Here is a 26,420-nt window from a genome sequence, read left to right as displayed (position 1 = left end):
CCTCAGGCCGGATAAGGCGCTTGCGCCATCATCCGGCAACTATCATGATTTCTTGAGCGGCATCACTACCAACTGATGACGCGAATTATAGAACTTCCGGTAGGTTAAATAGCAGGCAATGATGGTAGACAGGCTGGCTGTCGACAACAGCATAAACGTTACCATAATTTGATATTTAATCGCTTTTACCGGATCGATCCCGGCAAAAATCAGCCCGGACATCATCCCCGGCAGGCTCACCAGCCCAACGGTCTTTGCCGAGTCGATCGTCGGGATAAGCGATGCGCGGATGCTATCGCGGATAAGCCCGGCGGAGGCCATTTTCGGCGTTGCGCCCAAACTTAACTTTTCCTGGATTTGCTGCTGCTCGCTATGAAAACGCAGCCCCAGTTGGTTGTAGCACAGCCCTACCGCTACCATCGCATTACCGGCGACCATGCCAGCGATGGGAATCACCTGCATCGGCGCAAATTCAATCGAACCGGTAAGCACCAGTACCGTCAGCGTTAGCCCGGCGCCGACGGTGATGGCGATAAACGAGGAGAGAAATGCCTTATCGATATATTTACTGCGCTTTTGCGCGTTCCATGCGGCGTTAAAACAGATGAACAGCACCATCAGTAGCGTCAGGGCGGCATGATTAACGCCAAAGATGTATTTCAGTACATAGCCGACAATAATGAGCTGTATCACCGCCCGGCATACGCTCCACAGAATATCTTTTTCCAGCGCCAGCTTTTCCTTGTGACTGATGAGCATCGCGACCACCACCAGCAGCATCGATAACGCCAGCGAGGTATTGGTAATATTATGCTCGTTCATAACGCGCCTCCTGCATCTCTCCGGCAGATGGCGTTAACGTTATCACCTTATCCGCGTGTTGAATTTCATCTTTATCATGCGTTACCCACAAGACAGCGACCTGCTTATCGCGAACATAGCGATGAATAATATCATTCACATTCCGTTTGTTATGTTCATCCAGCGCGCTGGTTATTTCGTCGAGTAACAGTATTTTCGGCAGAAACTGTAGATTACGAATTAGAGCAATACGCTGTTTTTCTCCGCCGGAAAGCGCGGTAATCGGTTTTTGCAGAATCGTCTCCGGCAGTTCAAAACGCGCCAGATCGTCTGCGAAGGCTGTCGGCTGCGGGCGCTGATGGCGAATTTGCCAGGGAAAAATCAGGTTATCGTAAACCGTATCGCCAAACAGCGCTGGCGTCTGAGCGCAATAAGAAACCTGCTGGCGATAGGCTTCCGGACTCAGAGTAGTAATATCCTGCCCCTCAAAAAGAATCACGCCGATATCAGGGCTTATTAACGAGGCCACCATTTTCAACAACGTACTTTTTCCGCAGCCAGAAGGACCGGTAATTAACTTAAATTCGCCGCGTTGCAGCGTAAAACTGATGTTATTCACTATTTTTGTCGTCGCAGTCCGGTAACCGACCTGCTTTAACTCAAGCAACATGCTACGTTCTGTCATTTATTGCGCATCCGTTGTTCATATTTTTATAGCGATAGTGTATCCCTGTAATTAATAAGGGGGGAACATGCTTTACTGAATCAGGTATAATTCGCTTAATTCGTCAGCAAAATCGGTTTATGGACAACGTAACAGGAGGTTTAGCTATGCTCATTCTTATCCCTATTCTCATTTTCGTCGCGCTGGTGATCGTCGGCGCGGGCGTCAAAATCGTTCCGCAGGGATACCAGTGGACGGTGGAGCGCTTTGGACGTTACACCAAAACCCTGCAGCCGGGATTAAGCCTTGTTGTACCGTTTATGGACAGAATTGGCCGCAAGATCAATATGATGGAGCAGGTGCTGGATATTCCGTCGCAGGAGGTGATCTCAAAAGATAACGCCAACGTCACTATCGATGCGGTCTGTTTTATTCAGGTTATCGATGCGCCGCGCGCCGCCTATGAAGTCAGTAACCTGGAACTGGCGATCATTAACCTGACCATGACCAATATCCGTACGGTGCTCGGTTCGATGGAGCTGGATGAAATGCTCTCCCAGCGCGACAGCATCAACACGCGGCTGCTGCATATTGTCGATGAAGCCACCAACCCGTGGGGAATTAAAGTTACCCGTATCGAAATTCGCGATGTCCGCCCGCCCGCGGAATTGATCTCCTCTATGAACGCCCAGATGAAAGCGGAACGTACCAAACGCGCCTATATCCTTGAGGCCGAAGGGGTACGTCAGGCGGAAATCCTGAAAGCCGAGGGGGAAAAACAGTCGCAGATTCTGAAAGCCGAAGGCGAACGTCAGTCCGCTTTCCTGCAGGCGGAAGCGCGCGAACGTTCCGCCGAAGCGGAAGCCCGCGCTACGCAGATGGTATCTGAAGCCATCGCCGCCGGGGATATTCAGGCGATAAACTACTTCGTGGCGCAGAAATACACCGAAGCGTTACAGCAAATCGGCTCGGCGAATAACAGCAAAGTGGTCATGATGCCGCTGGATGCCAGCAGTCTGATGGGCGCTATCGCCGGGATCAGCGAGCTGGTTAAGGACAGCGCCAGCGAACGGAAAAAAGCATGATAGCGATGATTCTGGTACATCCGCATATCTTCTGGCTTAGCCTCGGCGGCCTGTTGTTGGCTGCGGAAATGCTCGGCGGTAACGGCTATTTGCTGTGGAGCGGCGTGGCGGCAGTGATTACCGGCTTAACCATCTGGCTCTTACCGCTCGGCTGGGAATGGCAGGGCGTGCTGTTTGCGGCCTTAACGTTACTGGCGGCCTGGCTTTGGTGGCGCTGGCTGGCGCGTCGCGTGCGGGAACAAAAGCCGACCGACAGCCGCCTTAACCAACGCGGACAACAACTGGTAGGCCGCCGGTTTATGCTTGATGCCGCGTTAGTGAACGGACGGGGTCATATGCGAGTCGGCGACAGCTCGTGGCCGGTATGCGCTGACGAAGACCTGCGCGCAGGTACGCATGTCGAAGTGATCGCCGTGGAAGGCATCACCTTACGCATTCGTGCCGTTTAATCAACGTGGCTTTTGCGCCTTGTGATGACAGCAGCCGGAAAGATTATCAATAATCGGGCAGTCGGCGCTGTCATCGCCGGGACAACTCTCCGCCAGCGCCAGCAGTTGATCGCGCATTGATTGCAGCTCGCTGATATGGCGCTCGATCTCCGCGACCTTTTCCAGCGTCCGCTTTTTCACATCTGCGCTATGGCGTCGCGGATCGTTAAACAGATTGACCAGTTCGCCACACTCTTCCAGATTAAACCCCACCTGCCTCGCCTGTCGCAGCAACGTCAGCTCGTTTAAATGCTTCTGCGTGTAGGTGCGATAACCATTTTCGCTACGTAATGGCGGCGTCACCAGCCCTTTCTCTTCATAAAACCGAATGGCTTTGCTGGTTAAACCGGTTTTTTTCGCCACATCGCTAATATTCATATTTCCCCCTTGACCTTAACCTTGCTGGAAGGTTTAACCTTTATCACAGTGAGTCACTACGATTACTAAGGTCAATGAATTGATGACCAATCATAAAGGAGTTTTTACTATGTCTCAAACTATCGACCTGACCCTGGACGGTTTGTCCTGCGGTCATTGCGTTAAACGCGTGAAAGAAAGTCTTGAACAACGTCCGGATGTTGAGCTGGCGGACGTCACCGTAACCGAAGCGCACGTTACCGGTACCGCCAGTGCGGACGCGTTAATTGAAACCATCAAACAAGCCGGGTATGGCGCGACGTTAAGCCACCCAAAGGCTAAACCGCTGACGGAGTCATCAATCCCGTCGGAAGCACTGGCAGCGGTTCCTCATGAGCTTCCGGTAGCGACGGCCGATGAAGAAAGCCAACAGTTGCTGTTAAGCGGCATGAGCTGCGCCAGTTGTGTCACCCGCGTACAACATGCGCTACAAAGCGTACCGGGCGTCACGCAGGCACGGGTAAACCTGGCGGAACGCACTGCGCTGGTGATGGGCAGCGCGTCCGCCGCTGATTTAGTGCAGGCGGTGGAAAAAGCCGGCTACGGCGCAGAAGCGATTGAAGATGACATCAAACGCCGCGAGCGCCAGCAGGAAACCGCCATCGCCACCATGAAACGTTTTCGCTGGCAGGCCATCGTTGCCCTGGCGGTCGGTATACCGGTCATGGTCTGGGGGATGATCGGCGATAACATGATGGTGACCGGCGACAACCGCAGCCTGTGGCTGGCTATTGGCCTGATCACGCTTGCGGTGATGGTCTTTGCGGGCGGTCACTTTTACCGTAACGCGTGGAAAAGCCTGCTGAACGGCACGGCGACGATGGATACGCTGGTGGCGCTCGGCACCGGGGTCGCCTGGCTCTACTCCATGAGTGTCAACCTGTGGCCGCAGTGGTTCCCGATGGAAGCACGGCACCTCTATTACGAAGCCAGCGCGATGATTATCGGTCTGATTAATCTCGGACACATGCTGGAAGCGCGCGCCCGTCAGCGTTCCTCAAAAGCGCTGGAAAAATTACTCGATCTCACCCCGCCCACCGCACGCGTAGTGACAGAAGACGGCGAAAAAAGCGTCCCGCTGGCGGACGTTCAGCCAGGGATGCTGCTGCGGCTCACTACCGGCGATCGCGTGCCGGTGGATGGCGAAATTACCCAGGGCGAAGCGTGGCTTGATGAAGCCATGCTGACCGGCGAACCCATTCCGCAGCAAAAAGGCGAAGGCGACAGCGTTCATGCCGGCACCGTCGTCCAGGACGGCAGCGTCCTGTTCCGCGCCAGCGCGGTGGGCAGTCATACCACGCTGTCACGCATTATTCGCATGGTACGCCAGGCGCAGAGCAGTAAACCGGAAATTGGCCAACTGGCCGATAAAATCTCCGCGGTATTCGTTCCCGTCGTCGTGGCCATTGCGCTGTTCAGCGCCGCTATCTGGTATTTCTTCGGGCCGGCGCCGCAAATTGTTTATACGCTGGTCATCGCCACCACCGTACTGATTATCGCCTGCCCTTGCGCATTAGGCCTGGCGACGCCAATGTCGATTATTTCCGGCGTAGGCCGCGCTGCCGAATTCGGCGTGCTGGTACGCGACGCCGATGCCCTGCAACGCGCCAGTACGTTGGATACCCTCGTTTTTGATAAAACCGGGACGCTGACGGAAGGCAAGCCGCAAGTGGTGGCGATAAAAACCTTTAACGGCGTTGAGGAAGCTCAGGCATTACGTCTGGCTGCCGCGCTCGAACAAGGCTCCAGCCACCCGCTGGCCCATGCGATTCTGGAAAAAGCCGGCGATGATAAACTGCCGCAGGTGAACGGTTTCAGAACGCTGCGCGGACTGGGCGTCAGCGGTGAAGCGGAAGGTCATCAACTGCTTCTGGGGAACCAGGCGTTGCTGAACGAACAGCACGTCGCCACGGATGACATGACGGCGGAAATCACCGCGCAGGCCTCGCAAGGCTCGACTCCGGTCCTTCTGGCGATTGACGGTAAAGCGGCGGCGTTACTGGCGGTACGCGATCCATTGCGCAGCGATAGTATTGCCGCGCTTGAACGCCTGCACAACGCCGGATACCGTCTGGTAATGCTCACCGGGGATAACCCAACGACGGCTAACGCGATTGCCAAAGAAGCGGGTATTGATGAAGTGATTGCGGGCGTTCTGCCGGATGGCAAAGCCGATGCGATTAAACGTCTGCAAAGCCAGGGTCGTCAGGTTGCGATGGTCGGCGATGGTATCAACGATGCGCCCGCGCTGGCGCAGGCGGACGTCGGTATCGCGATGGGCGGCGGCAGCGATGTGGCAATTGAAACCGCGGCGATTACGCTGATGCGCCATAGTCTGATGGGCGTGGCGGATGCGCTGGCCATTTCGCGCGCGACGTTGCGCAATATGAAACAAAACCTGCTTGGCGCATTTATCTACAACAGCATTGGTATCCCGGTGGCCGCCGGTATTCTGTGGCCGTTTACCGGTACCTTGTTAAACCCGGTAGTAGCAGGCGCGGCAATGGCGCTGTCTTCCATTACCGTCGTCAGCAATGCCAACCGGCTATTGCGTTTTAAACCGAAAGCGTAAAAACGCTATATCAGGCAGCATCAGCTGCCTGATATATTATTAAGCCATCAGTAATTTACCGTATCAATATATAAAAATTTAACCGCACATCCTGTAGAAAAATAAAAAACAACATTTTATAATGTTTTTTTGAATCATAAGGATGTGTTATTTATGTTTAGAAAAGCAGTTACGCTTCTTTTCCTGCTTTCTCCCGCCGTCAGTTATGCAGGGTTATTTGATTCCACTCCAGAGTTAAAATGTGGCAACGATAATGCAGTCACGGCGGCAAAAGAATGGATTTACAATGAAGCATTAGGTCGTTTACAGCAAGACTATATTAAAGAGCCCTCCACGCTTTTCTTCGATATCCCCCAGACTCAATACGAGCAACAACTCCGGGCTATTCCTGTTCAATTCAGTGATGTAATCACGCAGAACCCTCAAGCAGAAAATGCCAACTTACGAACTTGCTCGGCTACCGTCGCCATGGGTATTCCTCAGCCATTATTTAAATTAATGAAAGACTTACCAAACACTCTATTCTATATTTCACAAGGGGATGGACAGGTAATAAACAATACGGTGACCTGGAAACAGGTTAACTACAATATTCAGCTAGCAGACAACAACAAAGATATTGTTGTCACCCCTGTGCCAAAAACCGATAAATTGGCGCGGTCTATTTATGTAATGGCAAGAATGACGGTATCTGGTGATAGCATTATAAAGAAAAAAAATAACTCACTGATTGAAATCGCAGCAAAGAAATTTGAGAGTAGAGATCGCGAGCTTAATCAGGTCTGGAAATCGCTACCCGCCTCTGCCCGAACGGCATTAAAACAAGAACAGCGAGTCTGGGTGACCAAAAAAGAGCAGCAGTGCGGCAAACTTAGCGATGCAAAATCCGAGGCCATACCCGCTGAAAAGCGCATCAGTATTTATAAATGCCAGCTTGAAATGACCATCGCCAGAACGGCCTATCTCGACGGCAGCGAATAACCCGACCGATCGTTGACGTCCCGTCAGGGCGCATTGCGCCCTTTTCTCCAACGCGCTAGCATGAGCTTTTTCAAAGGGAGCGCGTATGAAGCTATTAAATCAACTTAAACGTTTATGGCGCGCGCTGCGTGGTACCCCAAATAGTTGGCCTGCTATCGATCTCTCCCTGCCCGGCGGTCGTCATCTGCATCTGGTTGGCAGTATTCATATGGGGACGCGCGATATGGCTCCTCTTCCAGCAAAGCTGGTGAAAAAGCTACGCCAGGCCGACGCGCTGGTCGTTGAAGCGGATATTTCTGGTAACGAAACGCCATTCAGCAATCTCCCCAAATGCCCGCCGTTGGTCGAACGTCTCAGCGCCGGGCAGTTAAGCGCACTGGAAAAACGGGTCAGCGAGTTGGGTATGCCGCTGATCCATTTTGATAATCAACCTTTATGGCAGATAGCTATGGTGCTACAGGCCACGCAGGCGCAACGGCTGGGATTGCGTCCGGACTATGGCATTGATTATCAGCTATTACAGGCTGCCCGCGAAATGTCGCTGCCGGTGCAAGAGCTGGAAGGGGCGAAACACCAGCTCGAACTACTCTGCGATCTGCCCGATGGCGGGATGGCGCTGCTCGACGACACGCTGACGCACTGGCACACCAACGCACGGCTTTTGCAGGTGATGATCGGCTGGTGGCTTGAGCAGCCGCCGACCAGCGTCGGCGCTTCGCTCCCCAGAACGTTTAGCCAGCCGCTGTATGATGTACTGATGGTAAAACGCAATGAAGCCTGGCGCGACGCGCTGCTGGCACTGCCGCCGGGACGCTACGTGGTAGCCGTAGGGGCGCTACATCTGTACGGCGAAGGCAACCTACCGCAAATATTGAAATAAAAAAATGGCCAATATCGCTATTGGCCCGTCAAAGAGGAATTTCATCGTTATTATTATCCCGACGCTTTCGCTTCGGATCTTCAGATTGTCGCTCAAAGTTGCCGCAACTGCCAAGACCTAATGCACAAGATTATACTATTTTTTAGTCCGCTTTCGGGCGTATGCTGATGGCAAATCACGTCTGTAGTAAGAAGGAACGTTATGACACCCGCAGTTAAGTTACTCGAAAAAAACAAGATTCCGTTTAACATTCACACCTACGATCACGATCCGAATGAAACTAACTTTGGCGATGAAGTGGTGCGTAAGCTCGGGCTAAACGCCGATCAGGTGTATAAAACGCTTTTGGTTGCCGTGAATGGCGATATGAAGCAACTGGCCGTCGCCGTGACGCCTGTAGCCGGACAGCTGGATTTGAAAAAAGTCGCCAAAGCTCTGGGCGCGAAAAAGGTCGATATGGCCGACCCGATGGTGGCGCAACGCACCACGGGATATCTGGTCGGCGGGATCAGTCCGCTGGGACAGAAGAAACGGCTGCCCACGCTGATTGACGCGCCTGCCCGCACGTTTGCCACTATTTATGTTTCCGGTGGTAAACGCGGGCTGGATATTGAACTGGCGGCTGACGATTTGGCCGCCATCCTGGGTGCTAAATTCGCTGATATCGCGCGTCGGGATTAAGCCTGCGTAAAATACATTGCCGGATAGCGGCGCAAACGCCTTATCCGGCCTACAGCAGACATAATCCGTAGGCCTTAAGGCTGCGCGCCATCAGGCAGTGATGGCTATCCGTACCGCTACAGCCAGCTCACCTCGCCCTTTGGCGTAAACGCCGCCGCATCCAGCGGTGAATTTTGCTGAATAAACTCTTTCAGCACTTCCGCGTCAATAAACCCGGTATTCACGTAGCCCGGTTTGTTATCGATTCGCGGATAACCATCGCCGCCCGTGGCGTTGAAACTCAGCGTCGCCATGCGGTAGGTTTTAGCCGGATCAACAGGCTCGCCTTTGATTTTCAGATCGGTGAGCTTGCCCTCTTTGGCGACAAAGCTCACATTGGCGAACTGTGGATAGGCGCCGGAGTCCGGTTTCATCTGCGCTACGGCGGTGAGATAATCAACCACCTCTTTGCCGCTCATATCGGCATACACCACAATGTTGCCGAACGGCTGTACCTTGAGCACGCTTTTATAGGTAATATCTCCCGCCTCAATCGAGTCGCGAATACCGCCGCCGCTCATCACGCCAAAATCGGCGCCGGTGCGCGCGATCTGCGCAGCCAGAATCACCCGTCCCATATTGGTCTGGACAAATCTGACCTTACTGCGATCGCCTTCAAGAAGGCCATTCACGCTACCAATTTTCACCTCCAGTTGCGCTTTACCTTTATTCTGGAACGGCGTTAATAACGAGAGCATTTGCGGATTTTCGGCGATTTCCGGCGTGTAAAGTACACGCTCGCTTTTCCCGTTATCCCAGGTCACTTTTTTCTTGAGATTTACCGGAATAAGCTGGTAGTTAACCATTTTCATCTCGCCGTTACGGAATTCGAAATCCGCGCGGCCCACATATTTACCCCACTCATGCGCCTGCACGATCCAGATGCCATTTTGCTTATCCGGCGCGCAGGGCGTTCCCGGTACGTAATTCACCTGTTTTTTATTTTCCGACGCCATGCATACCGGGTCTTGTGAGTGACCGCCCACAATCATCGCCAGCGAACCGGCAGGCAGGCTACGCGCCATCTCAACGTCGCCCGGCGCGTTCGAACCGTGATCGCCGTTGTCATAATGTCCCATATGCGTGGTCGCGATAATCACGTCCGGTTTTTCATTCATATTAAGTTCCTGAATCACCACCTTTGCTTCTTCAGCAGGTTTACGAAACTCAATATCGGTGAAATATTCCGGGTTGCCTATTTTCGCCGTGTCATCGGTGGTTAAGCCGATTACCGCGATTTTTATATCCTGGCGTGTAAAAATAGCCCACGGCTTAAACAGACGCTCGCCGGTACTTTTTTGATAAATATTGGCGGAAAGAAAGGGAAACTTCGCCCACTTTTCCTGCTGGCGCAATACGGTGAGCGGATTATCAAATTCATGATTACCGACGGCCATAGCGTCGTAGCCAATCAGATTCATCCCGCGGAAATCGGGCTCCGCATCCTGGAGATCGGATTCCGGCACCCCGGTATTAATGTCGCCGCCGGATAACAACAGGACGCTTCCCCCCTCTTGCGCCACCTCTTTACGGATACTGTCCACCAGCGTTTTTTGCGCCGCCAGACCATATTCGCCATATTCGCTGCGCCAGAAGTGACCGTGGTGATCGTTGGTATGCAGGATAGTAATTTTATAGGTTTTATCTTTTTCGTAAGCCTGTGCAGGCTGAGTCGTCAGCGCGAACGCCGCCAGTAACGCTAGCGCCACACCCCGTTTCAAAAATTTCATCTTTCTCTCCCTGACTCAATATCAACCGCAGAAATTACCTTTCCTTGCAATAATAGACAAATATGTTTTCAGAATTGAGACTTCCTTCAAACACATTTCACAGGTATGTTAGGCAAGTAATAATTACACATCCTACTATCTCCAACATCGCATAAAATTTAAGTGACTTTCTATGGCCATGAGTGAACCAACCCAGCCGTTAGCCGGCGCGCCCGCAGCGGCCGCTAAAGCACGTACTTCGTTTGGTATTTTGGGCGCGATCAGTCTTTCCCATCTGCTGAACGATATGATCCAGTCGCTAATCTTAGCCATTTATCCCCTGTTGCAGGCAGAGTTTTCGCTGACTTTCGTCCAGATAGGTTTGATCACCCTGACGTTCCAGCTCGCCTCATCGCTGCTGCAACCGGTCGTCGGCTACTGGACGGATAAATATCCCATGCCGTGGTCGCTGCCTGTCGGCATGTGTTTTACCCTGAGCGGGCTGGTACTGCTGGCAATGGCGGGAAGTTTTGGCGGCGTATTGCTCGCTGCGGCGCTGGTGGGTACCGGCTCGTCCGTTTTTCACCCGGAATCGTCCCGCGTGGCGCGCATGGCCTCCGGCGGACGTCATGGTCTGGCGCAGTCTATCTTCCAGGTCGGCGGTAACTTCGGCAGTTCATTGGGCCCGCTGCTGGCCGCCGTGATTATCGCGCCCTATGGCAAAGGGAATGTCGCCTGGTTTGTGCTGGCCGCGCTGCTGGCGATCGTGGTGCTGGCGCAGATCAGCCGCTGGTATGCAGCCCAGCACCGGATAGCGAAAGGCAAGCCAAAAGCGATAATCGCTAACCCGCTGCCGCGCAATAAAGTCGTGCTGGCGGTCAGCGTGTTATTGCTACTCATTTTCTCGAAATATTTTTATATGGCGAGCATCAGTAGCTACTACACCTTTTATCTGATGCAAAAATTCGGATTATCAATACAAAACGCGCAGCTCCATCTGTTTGCCTTCCTGTTTGCGGTGGCTGCCGGGACGGTTATCGGCGGGCCGGTGGGCGACAAAATCGGCAGGAAATATGTGATTTGGGGCTCTATTCTCGGCGTCGCGCCGTTTACCCTTGTTTTACCCTACGCCACGCTGTACTGGACGGGGATTTTAACGGTGATTATCGGCTTTATTCTCGCGTCGGCGTTTTCCGCCATTCTGGTGTATGCCCAGGAGTTGCTGCCAGGACGCATCGGTATGGTTTCCGGCCTGTTTTTCGGGTTTGCCTTCGGGATGGGAGGCCTGGGCGCAGCGGTGCTGGGGCTGATTGCCGACCATACCAGTATCTATTTAGTTTATAAAATCTGTGCTTTCCTGCCGCTTCTGGGGATACTGACTATATTCTTACCTGATAATCGACATAAAGCGTGATTTTATGGCGGTTAAAGGTACGCTTTAACCGCCTGTACATCCCGATGCCATCATGCTTTGCCTATCCCATACTTATCCCTTTTCCGTTCCGTGCTCTTTTTACCGTCAGATTGTATTTTTTTATAAAACACAACCATTTTTTATAAACATCCTGATTGAAATTGTCATAAACTATTACCCGGAGTTTTGGAGTCCAGCAACCAAAGGAGACGGAATGCATCACGCTACCCCGCTTATCACCACCATTGTCGGCGGCCTTGTGCTCGCTTTTATTCTCGGCATGATTGCCAACAAATTGCGTATTTCTCCACTGGTGGGATATCTGTTAGCGGGCGTTCTGGCGGGACCTTTTACCCCAGGTTTTGTTGCGGATACCAAACTGGCGCCGGAGCTGGCGGAGCTCGGCGTGATTCTATTGATGTTCGGCGTCGGGCTGCATTTTTCGCTGAAGGATTTGATGGCGGTAAAGTCTATCGCCATTCCCGGCGCTGTCGCTCAGATAGCGGTGGCGACGCTGCTGGGTATGGCGCTTTCCGCCGTGCTGGGATGGTCATTAATGACCGGCATCGTTTTTGGGCTCTGTCTGTCTACCGCCAGTACCGTCGTCCTGCTGCGCGCGCTTGAGGAGCGACAACTCCTTGATAGCCAGCGCGGGCAAATCGCCATCGGCTGGCTGATTGTCGAAGATCTGGTGATGGTGCTGACGCTGGTCTTGCTGCCCGCCGTTGCCGGCATGGTGGAAAAAGGCGATGTCGGCATAGCCTCGCTGGCAGTCGATATGGGGATAACCATTGGTAAAGTGGTGGCGTTTATCGCCATCATGATGCTGGTCGGACGCCGCCTGGTGCCGTGGATTATGGCCCGCAGCGCCGCCACCGGCTCGCGCGAATTATTTACCCTTTCCGTACTGGCGCTGGCGTTAGGCATTGCGTTTGGCGCAGTAGAACTGTTTGACGTCTCTTTTGCGCTGGGCGCGTTCTTCGCTGGAATGGTGCTTAATGAGTCGGAACTGAGTCACCGGGCGGCGCACGATACGTTGCCGCTGCGCGACGCCTTTGCCGTCCTGTTTTTTGTTTCCGTCGGCATGTTGTTCGATCCGCTAGTCTTGATTCAACAGCCGCTGGCGGTGTTGGCGACGCTTGCCATTATCGTCTTTGGTAAATCGATCGCTGCGTTTTTCCTGGTGCGTATGTTCGGCCACTCGCCGCGAACCGCGCTGACCATTGCCGCCAGCCTGGCGCAAATCGGCGAGTTCGCCTTTATTCTCGCCGGACTCGGCATGGCGCTCAACCTGCTGCCGCAAGCGGGACAGAACCTGGTGCTGGCAGGCGCTATTTTGTCGATTATGCTTAATCCCGTACTGTTTACCCTGCTGGAGAAGTATCTGGCGAAAACCGAAACGCTGGAAGAGCAAACTCTGGAAGAGGCTATCGAAGAAGAGAAGCAAATTCCGGTGGATATCTGTAATCATGCCCTGCTGGTGGGTTTTGGCCGCGTAGGCAGTCTGCTGGGAGAAAAATTACTGGCGGCGGGGATTCCGCTGGTGGTTATCGAAACGTCCCGTACCCGCGTGGATGAACTGCGCGAACGCGGGATTCGCGCCGTGCTGGGCAACGCCGCTAACGAAGAAATCATGAATCTGGCGCATCTGGACTGCGCTCGCTGGCTGTTATTGACCATCCCCAACGGTTACGAAGCCGGTGAGATTGTCGCCTCAGCGCGGGAAAAAAGTCCTGATATCGAGATAATCGCCCGCGCGCACTATGATGATGAAGTGAAATATATTACCGAGCGGGGAGCCAATCAGGTAGTGATGGGCGAGCGAGAAATTGCCCGGGCGATGCTGGAACTGCTTGAAACGCCGCCCGCGGGTGAAGTCGTCGCCAGTTAAGGGTTTGCCGGACGGCCCGATGCGCGCAGCGCCATCGGGCAAGCCAGATTAGCGATCCCAGTACGACTCTTCCAGGCTGTCCTCACGCTCCGGCAGCCCGCGTGTCAGACGCGGAGAATGCTGGTTCAGTACCTGATAACTGACACGGTTAGCATATTTACACACCTGCGCCAGCGACGAATAGGTCAGCCAGGTGAATTTGTGCTTACTGGAGTTCGGTACGTTGCTACGATGGTAACTGTTCGCCGTAATATCGTGCAGCAGCGCCGCCAGCGCGCCATCGCCCGCGCCGTTGGTGTTCATGATTTTTTCCGGCCCGCCCATATACGGCGCAATATGCGAATAAACGCGTAGCGGATTAATACAATCTTTATGGCGCATTGCCCGGCTAAATTCATACTGGTTAAATTCAGCAATAGCCCCCGGCAGCAGCGGATGCTGGGTTTTACGTTTTGCTTCCTCTTCGGTGAAGCCTGCCATATATAACCCTATCGGTCCGGCGGTGCATAACACCAGGTCGACCCAGTCCAGCGCCTTATCCGCCGCCAGCAGCGGGTCGTTTTCGCCGGTCAGCGCTTCCGCTTCTTCTTCGTTCATTGCCAGAATCGAGACATTCTCTTTGAGAAACGCCTGCCACCACTGCGGATTATCGGCGATCACAAATTTGGTGCCCAGCGTCATGACAACCGGCACGTTATGCTTTTTCGCGTATTCGATCGCTTTCATCGTCGCGTCAGGCATCGGTTCGCCAGGCTTACAGCGCACCAGATATGAGGTCAACACCAGCGCGGAGGCGCCAGCGATCACCGCTTCCGGAATACTTTCCGCCCGTAGCTGATTCATATGGCCGGGGCTGATAGCGAAGGTACGCTCGCCGGATTCGCCAATCAGCGTGAAACAGCGGCCAATCGGGCCATCTACCGCTTGCAGATAATTCAGGTCGGTACGGCTGGAAGTATTACACAGGTAGCGATAAGCGTAGCTGCCAATCTCAATGTTGCTGCACATCACGCCCAGTAACACCGAACGGTCATCCGCCAGTACCGAGTAATTGTGCATCGTATTGCCTATGGTGCCGCCAGCAAACTGATGGGTGATCAGATTTTCCCGCGTCAGTTCCTGATACAGCTTCTCCGCCACCTCGTCTTCTATCACCAGAGAATGCCCGGCGCTTAATCCATAGCGTGTAATAAAATCGTCATCCACTTTCGCCTCAATATCCACCAACGTCTGGTCGATACCGACGACCCAGGAGGCGTTGGTTTCCTGTTCTGGCTGAATTTGTTGCAACAACGGGTCGCGCGCATTGACGGGAAAATAGTGTTTGGATTTACGTTTACCGGGAAATTTCATGATTGTGCTTACGGATGAATAACGGAGCGCTGCATGGTAGCACATTCCCCCTGCTGCGCGCGACGGACGATGGCGTTTCAATATCGGACGACGAGATCGCAGTTTCTCCAGCCGCGTTTTTTACAATGGTTCACTTTCACAAGGAGCGTTTTATGAAGCCGGAAAATAAAATTCCCGTACTCACCCGACTGTCTGACGAAATGAAAGCCGTCGTAAACTTCCAGCAACCAGGCCTTCCCCCCTGGCCTGCCGATGGCGATATTGAGACCCAGCGTCAGTATTATCTTCTTGAGCGCCGTTTCTGGAATGCCGACGCGCCGTCCATGACCACCCGCACCTGCGTCGTCCCTACGCCTTATGGCGATGTAACAACCCGGCTCTACTCGCCGCAGCCGACCAGTCAGGCCACTTTATACTATCTGCACGGCGGCGGATTTATCCTCGGTAACCTGGATACGCATGACCGGATAATGCGTCTGCTGGCGCGTTATACCGGCTGCACCGTGATCGGCATTGATTATTCGCTGTCGCCGCAAGCGCGTTATCCGCAGGCCATTGAAGAAACCGTCGCGGTATGCAGCTACTTCTCTCAACATGCCGATGAATACTCGCTCAACGTGGAGAAAATCGGTTTCGCCGGGGATTCCGCAGGCGCCATGCTGGCGCTTGCCAGCGCGCTCTGGCTACGTGATAAGCACATTCGCTGCGGTAACGTTATCGCGATTCTGTTGTGGTATGGGCTGTACGGGTTGCAGGATTCGGTAAGCCGCCGTCTGTTCGGCGGCGCGTGGGACGGCCTGACGCGTGAAGATCTGGACATGTACGAAAAGGCCTATCTGCGTAACGATGAAGATCGGGAATCGCCCTGGTATTGTCTGTTTAATAACGATCTCACGCGCGATGTGCCGCCCTGCTTTATTGCCAGCGCGGAGTTTGATCCGCTCATTGATGACAGCCGCTTGCTGCACAAGACATTACAGGCGCACCAGCAGCCCTGCGAATACAAAATGTATCCCGGCACACTGCACGCCTTCCTGCACTATTCGCGAATGATGACAATCGCCGACGATGCCTTGCAGGACGGCGCACGCTTCTTTATGGCGAGGATGAAGACACCGCGTTAACGGTACGGCGCCGTGAGTTTCAGCATCATATCAATATGTTCCGGCGTCGCGTTCAGCGCCGGAATGTACGCATATTTTTTACCGCCCGCTTCAAGGAAAATCTCGCGGTTCTGTTCCGCTATCTCTTCCAGCGTCTCCAGACAATCCGCGGCAAATCCCGGACACATAACCTGAATATGGCCAGTCCCCTTTTCACCCAACATTTTTAGCGTTTCATCGGTGTACGGCGTCAGCCACGGTTCACGGCCAAAGCGCGACTGGAACGTCATCATTACCTTTTCCGGCGGCAGTCCCAATGCGGAAACCAGTTCGCGCGTGGTATCGCGGCAGCGCTGCGGATAGTCATCGCCTTCATCCGCATAACGTTGTGGAATGCCGTGATAGGAGAGCAGAAGCACATCCGGCTCGCCGTGCATGGCGAACGACTCACGCGCGCTTTTCGCCAGCGCATCGATATAAGCGCCGTCATCCGCGTAATCGCGAATAAATGAGATACCGGGAATACGACGTTTACGCGCCAGTATCCGCCCCAGTTCGTCCCAAACTGCGCCCACCGTTGAGCAAGAGTATTGCGGGTACAACGGCAGCACGACGATATGGTCAACGTCGCTTGCTAACAGTTCATCGACAGAGCTTTCCAGCGAGGGCGAACCGTAGCTCATCCCCAGCGCGACGGGCGTGTCTGGCAACCGCGCGGCCAGCGCCTGTTGTTGTTCGCGGCTATATACCATGAGCGGCGAACCGCCATCCATCCAGATAGATTGATAGAGTTTCGCGACGCGCGGCGAACGCAGCGGTAAAATAACGCCACGCAGCAGCGGCCACCACAGCAGACGAGGAGTATCCACCACGCGTCTGTCGCTTAAAAATTGTTTCAGGTAGCGCTTTACCGCTTCGGGAGTTGGGGCATCTGGCGTGCCAAGGTTAGCCAGCAGGATACCGGTTTTCGTCTGACGCATTGCCGCCTCTTATCTATTCAAATTGTTGATAATTGTAGCGGAAAAGTGATAAAGAAGAACTAATTGCTGCGAGAGGTAAGACGAGAATTCGCCGAATGGCGCTAACGATACCAGCAGGCCGGATAAGGCGTTCAGGCCGCCATCCAGCACCGATTGCCTGATGGCGCTACGCTTATCAGGCTTGCGGGATAATGGCAGGCCTGATAAGCGGTTCACTACGCGAAAAAAATTAACCGAGGATTTTTTCCAGCGCTGCGCGCACGTCGGCAACGGCCTGCGTACCGTCAACTTTAGCGTATTTGGTGTTGCCCGCTTCCGCTTCTTTCTGGTAGTAGCCAATCAGCGGCGCGGTCATCTGATGATATTCCACCAGACGTTTGCGAACGGTCTCTTCCTGATCGTCTTTACGGGTCGTCAGATCTTCGCCGGTGACGTCATCTTTGCCTTCCACTTTCGGCGGATTAAACTTAACGTGGTAAACGCGGCCAGAGGCGGCGTGTACGCGACGACCCACAATACGGTCAACGATCAGTTCGTCCGGTACGTCGAATTCCAGCACGTAATCCACCACAATACCCGCTTCTTTCATTGCGTCAGCCTGCGGGATCGTGCGCGGGAAACCGTCCAGCAGAAAACCGTTACGGCAGTCTTCCTGGGCGATACGCTCTTTAACCAGCGCAATCACCAGTTCATCGGTCACCAGTTTACCGGCGTCCATGATATCTTTCGCCTGTTTGCCCAACTCGGAGCCTGATTTCACTGCGGCGCGCAGCATATCGCCAGTGGAGATTTGCGGAATACCATATTTCTCCATGATGAACTGAGCCTGAGTTCCTTTACCCGCGCCCGGAGCGCCAAGCAGAATAATACGCATTACGAAAATCCCCTCAAAGGTTGTCGATATTTTTTAAAAAGCGCTAAACGATACCACCATCACGCATTTCGCTCAAGGAAGCCGCCTGATGCTGAAACGGTTAACGAAGAGAAATCCAGAAAAGAGAAGGTATTATAAAAAATGCCGGATGGCGCTGGCGCTTATCCGGCCTACAAACAGTACTCGCCCGTAGGCCGGATAAGACGCTTCGCGTCGCCATCCGGCAGTCACAAAACAGTACCCGTCCGTAGGCCGGATAAGATGCTTCGCGTCGCCATCCGGCAGTCACAAAACAGTACTCGCCCGTAGGCCGGATAAGACGCTTCGCGTCGCCATCCGGCAGTCACAAAACAGTACCCGTCCGTAGGCCGGATAAGACGTTTCACGTCGCCATCCGGCAGTCACAAAACAGTACCCGTCCGTAGGCCGGATAAAACGTTTCACGTCGCCATCCGGCAGTCACAAAACAGTACCCGTCCGTAGGCCGGATAAGATGCTTCGCGTCGCCATCCGGCAGTCACAAAACAGTACCCGTCCGTAGGCCGGATAAGATGCTTCGCGTCGCTATCCGGCAATCAGATGAGCGTTATCAGGACACCAGCAACTGGTTCATACGGCGGATAAACTGGTTCGGATCTTCCAGCGTACCGCGTTCAGCGAACAACGCCTGATCCAGCAGCAGCTCGACCCACTCTTTAAACTGCGCTTCATCCTTGGTATCGGCAGTGCGTTTGACCAGCACATGATCCGGGTTGAGCTCAAAGATGTATTTCACTTCCGGCACGGACTGACCGGCCGCGGCGAACAGTTTCGCCATCTGGGTGCTCATTTCATCCGCATCGGTGGTGACAATCGCCGGCGTGTCGGTTAAACGATGCGTCAGACGCACCTCTTTCACGCGATCGCCCAGCAGGGTTTTGACACGCTCCACGAACGGCTCAAGCGCCTTTTCCGCTTCTTTCGCGTTTTCGTCGACTTCATCCGCCAGTTTTTCGATGGACTCATCGGCTTTAGCGACCGACTGGAATGCTTTACCGTCAAACTCGGTCAGGTAGTTCATCATCCACTCGTCAATGCGATCGGAGAGCAGCAGCACTTCGATGCCTTTCTTACGCAGCAGTTCCAGGTGCGGGCTATTTTTCGCCGCCGCATAGCTGTCTGCGGTGATGTAGTAGATTTTTTCCTGCCCTTCTTTCATCCGGGAGACGTAATCTTCCAGCGACACGGTCTGGGCGGAAGAGTCGGTATGGGTGGAGGCAAAGCGCAACAGTTTAGCGATCGCTTCCTGGTTGACGTGATCTTCCGCCGGGCCTTCTTTCAGCACCAGACCGAACTGTTTCCAGAAGGTTTGGTATTTTTCCGCGTCGTCTTTCGCCAGTTTTTCCAGCATTTGCAGAACGCGTTTGGTCAGGGCGCTGCGCAGATTACGCGTTACCGTGCTGTCCTGCAGGATTTCACGGGAGACGTTCAACGGCAGGTCGTTAGAATCAATCAGGCCGCGCACGAAACGCAGATAGTTCGGCATGAACTGCTCGGCATCGTCCATAATGAACACGCGCTGTACGTACAGCTTCAGACCATGTTTGTGATCGCGGTTCCACAGATCCCACGGCGCCTGCGACGGGATATACAGCAGGCTGGTGTACTCCTGCTTACCTTCCACGCGGTTGTGGCTCCAGGTCAGCGGATCGGTGAAATCATGCGCGATGTGCTTGTAAAACTCGTTGTACTCGTCGTCTTTAATTTCCGACTTGTTACGGGTCCACAGCGCCTGGGCCTTGTTGATTTTCTCCCAGGAAATCACGGTTTCGCCGTCTTTTTCTTCCCGTTTTTCAATCTCTACCGGCAATGCGATGTGATCGGAATATTTACTGATAATCGAGCGTACGCGCCAGTCATCGAGGAATTCATCTTCGCCTTCACGCAGGTGTAAGGTGATTTCCGTACCACGGTCATTTTTGGTGATATCGGCAACGGTGTATTCGCCTTCGCCTGCCGATTCCCAGAACACGCCATTTTCCGGCTTGTCGCCTGCCGCACGTGTACGTACGGTCACTTTATCGGCCACAATAAACGCGGAGTAGAAGCCTACGCCAAACTGACCAATGAGCTGGCTATCTTTCGCCTGATCGGACCCCATTGATTCGAGGAAAGATTTGGTGCCGGACTTGGCAATGGTGCCTAAGTGGTCAATCACCTCATCACGATTCATCCCCACGCCGTTATCGGCAATGGTCAACGTACGCTTATCTTTATCGAAAGAGACGCGCACACGCAGCTCGCCATCTCCTTCATACAGGTCCGGGTTTGACAGAGCGCGGAAACGCAGCTTGTCCGCCGCATCTGAGGCGTTAGAGATGAGTTCACGCAGGAAGATTTCTTTATTGGAATAAAGAGAATGGATCATCAGGTGCAGAAGCTGTTTAACTTCTGACTGAAAACCACGCGTTTCTTGTCCTTTCATGTGGATAGACCTCAACAATGCCATTTTTAATGGTAAAAATACGTTGAGGGTGAGATGGGGACAAGTGGGTGTGATTTCAAGCGGAGGCCGCGAATGCCGCCTCCGTTTGTTCAGAAAATAATCTTATGGCGTCCCGCCAGCGAGTGGGACAGCGTCGTACCGTCGACCATCTCCAGTTCGCCGCCAACCGGCACGCCGTGGGCGATACGACTGGCTTCGACGCCGGCCTCCGCGCACAGCTCGGCAATATAGTTTGCGGTAGCCTCTCCTTCAACCGTCGGGTTGGTCGCGAGGATCAGCTCACTGATTTTTTCTGACGCCAGCCGCTGTTCCAGACGATCGAGACCGATATCATCCGGCCCGATGCCGTCCAGCGGCGACAGGTGGCCCATCAGCACGAAATACCGCCCGGAAAATTGCCCGGTCTGCTCAATGGCGTAGATATCCGCAGGACTCTCCACCACGCAAATCTGGCCGTTTTCCTGACGCCGCGGGTTCGAACAGATATTACAGACATCCTGCTCGGTAAAGGTGCGGCAGTCGGCGCAGTGGCCGATTTCCGACATCGCCCGGGTCAGCGCCTGCGCCAGGCGCATTCCGCCGCTGCGATCGCGCTGCAACAGGGTAAACGCCATCCGCTGCGCCGACTTAGGGCCGACGCCCGGAAGGCAGCGCAACGCTTCCATAAGCTGAGTTAACAGCGGACTGGTTTGCATCAGAATGGCATCTTAAAGCCTGGCGGCAATTGCATACCGGAAGAGACGGAAGCCATCTTCTCTTTTTGCGTCTCTTCAATGCGGCGCGCCGCATCGTTGAAGGCCGCAGCGACCAGATCTTCCAGCATCTCTTTGTCATCTTCCAGCAGGCTTGGGTCAATTTCCACGCGGCGGCAGTTATGCGCGCCGTTGATGGTAACCTTCACCAGACCCGCGCCGGATTCGCCGGTCACTTCCAGCTGCGCAATCTCTTCCTGCATTTTCTGCATTTTTTCCTGCATCTGCTGGGCCTGCTTCATCAGATTGCCCAGACCGCCTTTTCCAAACATAAGCTCTCTCTCTTGATGGTTCACAATCGCAAGCCAGGCTTACGATCAAATGGGGCGGATACTCTCTTCATCCAGCTCGGCGTCGAAGAATCGACGCAGCGTCTGAATGTTATTATCCGCAATAATTGACTCACGCGCTTGCGCGAGTTTCTCTTCATAAATGGCCTGACGCCATTCCAGCGGCGTACGCACCGCGGGATTATCATCTTCAACGATGGTCAGTTCAACCGTCGTTCCCGTCAGATCGCTGAGCGCTTGCGCCAGCTTTTGCTGCGCGCCGCTGGAATTGAGGTGCCGCTGCGTCGAGCGCAGATGCAGACAAACCGCGTTGCCGTTCTGCTCCTTCCAGGCATTGAGCGCCACTTGCTCCACCAGCTTAGGCAAAGAAAGCTGGCTTACCTGCGCCGCCCACGGATCGCGCTCAATCGCTTCCGCCGCCAGTTTAGCCGCCAGCTCCGGCGTTTTTTCATGCTCCAGAGCTTTCTTAAGCGCTTTTGGCGTAGCCACCACTTCTTTGGTTTGTACTACCGGCGTGGTGGCCTTCCAGCGATAAGCCTCTTTCTTTACTGGCGCCGTTTCCAGCGCAGACGGCGCCGGGCGCGCCTGTACGCGCTCCGAAACCGAGGCCAGCCGCTCCAGCGCAGAGTTATTCACCGGCCGCGCGCGGGATGCGGCTGCCGGTTCACTCTTTTTTGTTTTGGTTACTCCCTGCGCGCGCTGTAGCTGATTGCGCGCCGCCAGCACCTGACTGGTAGACGCCGGCAGCGGCGCTGGCGATGTCTGCGGCGCGGGCGCCGACGGCTGCTGCACCTGCGGCGGCGTCATTACCGCCGTTGGGGCCACGGGTGCAAAAGACTGCCGCGGCGTTTCAGGCTCCGGCAAGGGCATACGCGGGTGAAACGCCAGCGCACGCAGTAACGTCATTTCAACGCCCATCCGCCGGTCCGGCGCCCAGGGCAATTCTTTGCGGCCAATCAACAACGTCTGATAGTAGAGCTGAAGATCGCCGGGAGGCACCGTCCGGGCAAGTTCGCGCATCCGTTGCTCGATAGCCGCCATATCGCTGCCTAACGCGGCAGGCGAAAGTTGCACCATCGCAATACGGTGCAGCAGGCTAAGCATTTCGACCAGCAGCGCTTCCCATTCAATACCGCGCGCCGCCGCCTCGTTGATAAGCGACATGACGCGTTCGCCGTTAGCGTCAACCACCGCCTCGACTAATGACAAAGCCTGGTCATCGTCCAGCGTACCGAGCATGGCGCTTACCGCCTGCGTCGAAACCTGCCCGTCGCCGCTGGCGATCGCCTGGTCAGTCAGACTTAATGCATCGCGCAGGCTGCCGTCAGCCGCGCGTGATAACAACTGCAACGCGCGGGGTTCGTGAGCGATATGTTCCTCATTGAGAATATGCTCAAGCTGATGGCGAATCTGTTCAACATCCAGCGCTTTGAGATGAAACTGTAGGCAGCGCGACAAAATGGTCACCGGCAGCTTCTGCGGATCGGTGGTCGCCAGTAAAAATTTCACATGCGCTGGCGGCTCTTCAAGCGTTTTAAGTAGCGCATTAAAGCTGTGGCGCGACAGCATGTGGACTTCATCGATCAGATAGACTTTAAAGCGACCGCGCGCAGGCGCGTACTGGACGTTATCCAGCAGGTCGCGGGTGTCTTCGACTTTGGTACGCGATGCGGCGTCAATCTCAATGAGATCGACAAAACGCCCTTGCTCAATTTCCCGACAGTTATCGCAAACGCCGCACGGCGTCGCGGTAATACCGGTTTCGCAGTTCAGCCCCTTCGCCAGCAGTCGGGCGATAGAAGTTTTACCGACGCCGCGCGTGCCGGAAAAAAGATATGCGTGATGAATGCGCCCTAACGACAAGCCGTTCGCCAGTGCGGTCAGCACATGTTCCTGGCCGACGACGTCAGCAAAGGTTTGTGGGCGCCATTTTCTGGCTAAGACCTGATAACTCATTGGCAGGCTCTGAAACGCTGGAAGGTGGATTCATAGAAGGGTAATGCTAACACAACCTCGCCGATACAGCGAGGTTGTCTCTCTGGCTAAAATAGCAGTGCGGATAGCCTGAATCAATGCCCTGGAAACGGCACCAGGCTATAACAGGTAATCCCCTGCTTTTCCAGACGCTGCTCGCCGCCCAGATCGAACAAATTGATGATGAACGCCGCATCGGTGACTTTCCCGCCCAGACGACGGATCAGCTTCACGGTCGCCTCAATGGTGCCGCCAGTCGCCAGCAGATCGTCCACGACCAGCACGTTGTCGCCAGGTTTAATCGCGTCGACATGGATTTCCAGCTGATCGGTGCCGTACTCTAATTCATAGGTCTCGGCAATAGTTTCACGCGGTAATTTGCGCGGTTTACGTACCGGAACAAAACCAACGCCCAGCCCAAGCGCAACCGGCGCGCCAAACAGGAAGCCACGCGCTTCGGTGCCGACCACTTTGGTGATACCCGCATTTTTATAACGCTCAACCAACAGTTCAATACTGAGCGCGTAGGCTTTCGGGTCTTCCAGTAAGCTGGTGACATCACGGAAAAGAATGCCCGGTTTCGGGTAATCCTGAATGCTTTTGATGCTGTTTTTGAGAAACTCAAGCTGCTGTGCAGTCGCGGTCATGGATATATGCCTGCTAAGTACGGTGTTACTCACGGCGCAATACTTTTCGGTCAGGGGTAACGCTCGGTTACTCTTTGACCGCCTGCGCCTGTGCTCGAAAACGGTCGAATTTACTGGCTGTGAACGACAATTGCAACAGCGATTCGTGTGCTTCAGCGCTTTTGTTGCTTTTCATCAATCACCGGTATCCGCCACATAAAAATCAGCAGACAGGCCAAAATAACCAACAGCAGCACCCGCACCCACATCATATTCACCAGCCACAGCGATATACCAAAGGTCAGCAATATCAACGCGATCGCTCGCGGTTTCGCGCCCGGCGGCATGGCCCGATAGCGCTGCCAGTGGCGCAGATAACCGCCAAACCATGAGCGGTATAACAACCAGGCATGGAAACGAGGCGACGAGCGGGCGAAACACCAGGCCGCCAGTAAAATGAACGGCGTAGTCGGCAACAGGGGCAAAACCACGCCCAATGTCCCTAATACTACCGCCAGCCAGCCAATGATGATTAAAATAGTACGTTGCATAATGCGAATCGTTATCAAACAGAAGGCTACTGTAGCACAGCCTGTCTTATTTTCATCGGGGTGTTGAATTGAAAACCGCTATGCTGTTACAGACGCTGGAAGAGAGGCTGGCGACGCTACGCCAACGCTGCGCGCCGCTGGCGCAACATGCGACGTTAAGCGCGCGCTTTGACCGACACCTTTTCCGTACCCGCAGTACTCTGTTGCAGGGATATCTGGAAGAGGCTGACGCCAATCTCGCCGCGTTGCGTCAGGCGGTAAAACATGAGCAACTGCCGCAAGTCGCCTGGCTGGCGGAACATCTGGCTTCGCAACTGGAGGCGATATCGCGTGAAACCGCCGCCTGGTCGCTGCGCCAGTGGGACACCGCCGCGCCAGGGCTTGGCCGTTGGCAGCGCAGACGAATACAGCATCAGGAGTTTGAACGTCGACTACTGGCGATGACACAGGAGCGCAAAATTCGTCTGGCGCAGGCGACCGGCCTTGTCGAACAACAAACGCTGCAAAAGGAAGTCGAGATCTATGAAGGACGGCTGGCGCGCTGCCGACATGCGCTGGAGAAAATAGAAAACGTACTGGCGCGTTTAACCCGTTAATCCTGGAGAAAGTATGTCGCTTGAAAATGCCCCTGATGAAGTCAAACTGGCCGTGGATTTAATTGTGCTGCTTGAAGAGAATCGCTTACCGGCACGAACGGTGCTACGCGCGCTGGAAATAGTTATGCGTGATTATGAAAACAAGTTAAAAAGTACGGAAGACGACTCGCAAACAGAGTAATTGCCCGCTGGTTTGTCCTCGTTGTCGCTGACAGAGTGGTCGCTACAGTCAGGCAACAAAGGACGGGGCATGGAACGTCTACCCACCACGCCGCACGATGCGGTATTTCGACAGATGCTGATGCAAAAAGAGGTCGCCCGCGACTTTCTGGCTATCCACATGCCAGAAGACTTTCTTGCAATCTGCGATCTGGATTCACTGAAGCTGGAGTCGGGGAGTTTTGTTGAAGACAATTTACGCAGCCGCTATTCAGATATTCTCTACTCTCTGCATACCCAACACGGCCCCGGGTATGTTTACGCGCTCATTGAACATCAGAGCAAATCAGACCGGCTGATGGCTTTTCGCCTGATGCGTTACGCCATTGCCGCCATGCAGCGTCATCTGGATGCCGGTCATGATACCTTGCCGCTGGTGGTACCAATCCTTTTTTATCACGGTCCGGAAAGCCCGTGGCCCTATAGCCTTAACTGGCATAATATGTTTGTGAAACCGGATATGGCGAAGGCCTTATACAGCCGCGATTTTGCGCTGGTCGACCTGACGACAATGCCGGATAATCAGCTTTTGCAGCATCGGCGGATAGCGATGTTAGAGCTCCTGCAAAAACATATTCGTCAACGCGATTTAAGCGAACTGCTCGACCCCCTTATCACGCTTTTAACGCAGGATCATTTGACGGACGCGCAGCTCAGTGTGCTGATCAACTATATGTTGAAAGCAGGAAACGCCGCAGAACCCGGGGCGCTAATTCGTCAACTGGCGCAGGGCGCGCCGCAGTATAAGGAACAACTGATGACAATAGCGGAATGGCTGGAAGAAAAAGGCCGAACGGAAGGGTTGCAAAAGGGCCTGCAAAAAGGCCTTGAGCAAGGGTTAGCACAAGGCCGTGAGGCCGAAGCGCGCGCTATTGCCCGCAAAATGCTTGCCAACGGGCTGGAACCCGGGCTCATCGCCAGCGTCACCGGCATTACGCCGGAAGAGCTTTCTACGCTTTCGCATTAGCGGCGCCGCGCGCACTCATAAAGCGCGC

25 protein-coding genes and 1 other annotated feature are annotated in these 26,420 nt (G+C 54.2%); of the genes, 12 read left to right on the top strand and 13 right to left on the bottom strand.

What is annotated here, in order from left to right; all coding sequences use genetic code 11:
• Positions 1-42: 42 nt before the first annotated feature.
• Together fetB and fetA are read right to left on the bottom strand one after the other, a co-directional pair.
• Positions 43-822: an iron efflux ABC transporter permease subunit FetB gene (fetB, locus tag HV477_RS17415; RefSeq protein WP_001002130.1), complete on the bottom strand. Its 780-nt coding sequence runs from the start codon at positions 820-822 to the stop codon at positions 43-45.
• Positions 809-1,486 carry an iron efflux ABC transporter ATP-binding subunit FetA gene (fetA, locus tag HV477_RS17410; RefSeq protein WP_000140195.1) on the bottom strand — a complete coding sequence of 226 codons (678 nt, stop codon included), beginning with the start codon at positions 1,484-1,486 and terminating at the stop codon, positions 809-811. The genes fetB and fetA overlap by 14 nt, the downstream gene beginning before the upstream one ends.
• Positions 1,487-1,632: 146 nt before the next feature.
• On the opposite strand from fetA, the gene HV477_RS17405 reads away from it, so the two are divergent.
• Both HV477_RS17405 and HV477_RS17400 read left to right on the top strand, forming a co-directional pair.
• Entirely contained in the window at positions 1,633-2,550 is a 918-nt protein-coding gene (locus HV477_RS17405) for an SPFH domain-containing protein (protein WP_000906146.1), read from the top strand.
• Positions 2,547-2,999 carry an NfeD family protein gene (locus HV477_RS17400; RefSeq protein WP_079899300.1) on the top strand — a complete coding sequence of 151 codons (453 nt, stop codon included), beginning with the start codon at positions 2,547-2,549 and terminating at the stop codon, positions 2,997-2,999. Before HV477_RS17405 ends, HV477_RS17400 begins: the two co-directional genes overlap by 4 nt.
• Here the strand turns inward: HV477_RS17400 and cueR are convergent, their stop codons facing one another.
• On the bottom strand, positions 3,000-3,416 hold the full coding sequence (gene cueR / locus HV477_RS17395) for a Cu(I)-responsive transcriptional regulator (protein ID WP_001026760.1): 417 nt from the start codon (positions 3,414-3,416) through the stop codon (positions 3,000-3,002).
• A gap of 109 nt (positions 3,417-3,525) precedes the next feature.
• Here cueR and copA point away from each other — a divergent pair, with 109 nt between their 5' ends.
• The 4 genes from copA to ybaK all read left to right on the top strand — a co-directional run bounded on the left by copA (position 3,526) and on the right by ybaK (position 8,569).
• The gene (gene copA, locus HV477_RS17390) at positions 3,526-6,027 is read left to right on the top strand and encodes a copper-exporting P-type ATPase CopA (protein ID WP_000083909.1); all 2,502 of its coding nucleotides are present in this window, start codon (positions 3,526-3,528) and stop codon (positions 6,025-6,027) included.
• A 153-nt stretch (positions 6,028-6,180) separates the two neighbouring features.
• The gene (locus tag HV477_RS17385; protein WP_000488544.1) at positions 6,181-7,008 is read left to right on the top strand and encodes a lysozyme inhibitor LprI family protein; all 828 of its coding nucleotides are present in this window, start codon (positions 6,181-6,183) and stop codon (positions 7,006-7,008) included.
• An 85-nt stretch (positions 7,009-7,093) separates the two neighbouring features.
• A complete protein-coding gene (locus HV477_RS17380; protein WP_000771536.1) occupies positions 7,094-7,888 on the top strand; it encodes a TraB/GumN family protein in 795 nt (264 codons plus the stop codon).
• 201 nt (positions 7,889-8,089) lie between these two features.
• Positions 8,090-8,569: a Cys-tRNA(Pro)/Cys-tRNA(Cys) deacylase YbaK gene (gene ybaK, locus HV477_RS17375; RefSeq protein ID WP_000186618.1), complete on the top strand. Its 480-nt coding sequence runs from the start codon at positions 8,090-8,092 to the stop codon at positions 8,567-8,569.
• A gap of 116 nt (positions 8,570-8,685) precedes the next feature.
• Here the strand turns inward: ybaK and ushA are convergent, their stop codons facing one another.
• Entirely contained in the window at positions 8,686-10,338 is a 1,653-nt protein-coding gene (gene ushA, locus HV477_RS17370) for a bifunctional UDP-sugar hydrolase/5'-nucleotidase UshA (protein ID WP_000670398.1), read from the bottom strand.
• Positions 10,339-10,510: 172 nt separating this feature from the next.
• On the opposite strand from ushA, the gene HV477_RS17365 reads away from it, so the two are divergent.
• The gene (locus HV477_RS17365; protein ID WP_001251593.1) at positions 10,511-11,731 is read left to right on the top strand and encodes an MFS transporter; all 1,221 of its coding nucleotides are present in this window, start codon (positions 10,511-10,513) and stop codon (positions 11,729-11,731) included.
• A gap of 214 nt (positions 11,732-11,945) precedes the next feature.
• The gene (gene ybaL / locus HV477_RS17360) at positions 11,946-13,622 is read left to right on the top strand and encodes a YbaL family putative K(+) efflux transporter (protein ID WP_000546202.1); all 1,677 of its coding nucleotides are present in this window, start codon (positions 11,946-11,948) and stop codon (positions 13,620-13,622) included.
• Positions 13,623-13,670: 48 nt separating this feature from the next.
• Here the strand turns inward: ybaL and gsk are convergent, their stop codons facing one another.
• Positions 13,671-14,975 (bottom strand): inosine/guanosine kinase, encoded by a 1,305-nt coding sequence (gene gsk / locus HV477_RS17355; RefSeq protein WP_000671592.1) that lies wholly within the window; start codon positions 14,973-14,975, stop codon positions 13,671-13,673.
• Positions 14,976-15,127: 152 nt separating this feature from the next.
• Here gsk and aes point away from each other — a divergent pair, with 152 nt between their 5' ends.
• The gene (gene aes, locus HV477_RS17350) at positions 15,128-16,099 is read left to right on the top strand and encodes an acetyl esterase (RefSeq protein WP_061379755.1); all 972 of its coding nucleotides are present in this window, start codon (positions 15,128-15,130) and stop codon (positions 16,097-16,099) included.
• On the opposite strand, the gene hemH is transcribed toward aes, so the two are convergent.
• From hemH to HV477_RS17310, 8 genes are all read right to left on the bottom strand, one after another.
• Entirely contained in the window at positions 16,096-17,058 is a 963-nt protein-coding gene (gene hemH, locus HV477_RS17345; protein ID WP_175065240.1) for a ferrochelatase, read from the bottom strand. The genes aes and hemH overlap by 4 nt on opposite strands.
• Before the next feature lie 229 nt (positions 17,059-17,287).
• On the bottom strand, positions 17,288-17,932 hold the full coding sequence (gene adk / locus HV477_RS17340; protein ID WP_001220237.1) for an adenylate kinase: 645 nt from the start codon (positions 17,930-17,932) through the stop codon (positions 17,288-17,290).
• Positions 17,933-18,521: 589 nt separating this feature from the next.
• On the bottom strand, positions 18,522-20,396 hold the full coding sequence (gene htpG / locus HV477_RS17335; protein WP_114063894.1) for a molecular chaperone HtpG: 1,875 nt from the start codon (positions 20,394-20,396) through the stop codon (positions 18,522-18,524).
• A 110-nt stretch (positions 20,397-20,506) separates the two neighbouring features.
• A complete protein-coding gene (gene recR, locus HV477_RS17330; protein ID WP_001195023.1) occupies positions 20,507-21,112 on the bottom strand; it encodes a recombination mediator RecR in 606 nt (201 codons plus the stop codon).
• Positions 21,112-21,441: a YbaB/EbfC family nucleoid-associated protein gene (locus tag HV477_RS17325; protein ID WP_000467098.1), complete on the bottom strand. Its 330-nt coding sequence runs from the start codon at positions 21,439-21,441 to the stop codon at positions 21,112-21,114. The genes recR and HV477_RS17325 overlap by 1 nt, the downstream gene beginning before the upstream one ends.
• A 45-nt stretch (positions 21,442-21,486) precedes the next feature.
• Positions 21,487-23,415, bottom strand: coding sequence for a DNA polymerase III subunit gamma/tau (gene dnaX / locus HV477_RS17320; RefSeq protein WP_000121967.1), 1,929 nt, complete (start codon positions 23,413-23,415; stop codon positions 21,487-21,489).
• Positions 22,090-22,154 (bottom strand) — a sequence feature (DnaX frameshifting element). (Overlaps the previous gene by 65 nt.)
• A gap of 113 nt (positions 23,416-23,528) precedes the next feature.
• Positions 23,529-24,080, bottom strand: a complete 552-nt coding sequence (gene apt, locus HV477_RS17315) for an adenine phosphoribosyltransferase (protein ID WP_000127350.1) — start codon at positions 24,078-24,080, stop codon at positions 23,529-23,531.
• A 152-nt stretch (positions 24,081-24,232) separates the two neighbouring features.
• Complete coding sequence (locus tag HV477_RS17310) at positions 24,233-24,610, bottom strand: DUF454 family protein (protein ID WP_001189860.1); 378 nt, start codon at positions 24,608-24,610, stop codon at positions 24,233-24,235.
• Positions 24,611-24,678: 68 nt separating this feature from the next.
• On the opposite strand from HV477_RS17310, the gene priC reads away from it, so the two are divergent.
• From priC to HV477_RS17295, 3 genes are all read left to right on the top strand, one after another.
• Positions 24,679-25,206, top strand: coding sequence for a primosomal replication protein N'' (gene priC / locus HV477_RS17305; RefSeq protein WP_001519637.1), 528 nt, complete (start codon positions 24,679-24,681; stop codon positions 25,204-25,206).
• A 13-nt stretch (positions 25,207-25,219) separates the two neighbouring features.
• A complete protein-coding gene (gene rsmS, locus HV477_RS17300) occupies positions 25,220-25,387 on the top strand; it encodes a pleiotropic regulatory protein RsmS (RefSeq protein ID WP_000051161.1) in 168 nt (55 codons plus the stop codon).
• A gap of 69 nt (positions 25,388-25,456) precedes the next feature.
• Positions 25,457-26,392, top strand: coding sequence for an Rpn family recombination-promoting nuclease/putative transposase (locus HV477_RS17295; protein ID WP_000440523.1), 936 nt, complete (start codon positions 25,457-25,459; stop codon positions 26,390-26,392).
• Positions 26,393-26,420 lie beyond the last annotated feature (28 nt).

Source organism: Salmonella sp. SG203, assembly GCF_013350575.1.
Lineage (GTDB): Bacteria > Pseudomonadota > Gammaproteobacteria > Enterobacterales > Enterobacteriaceae > Salmonella > Salmonella enterica.
This window is presented reverse-complemented; position numbering and strand designations above follow the sequence as displayed.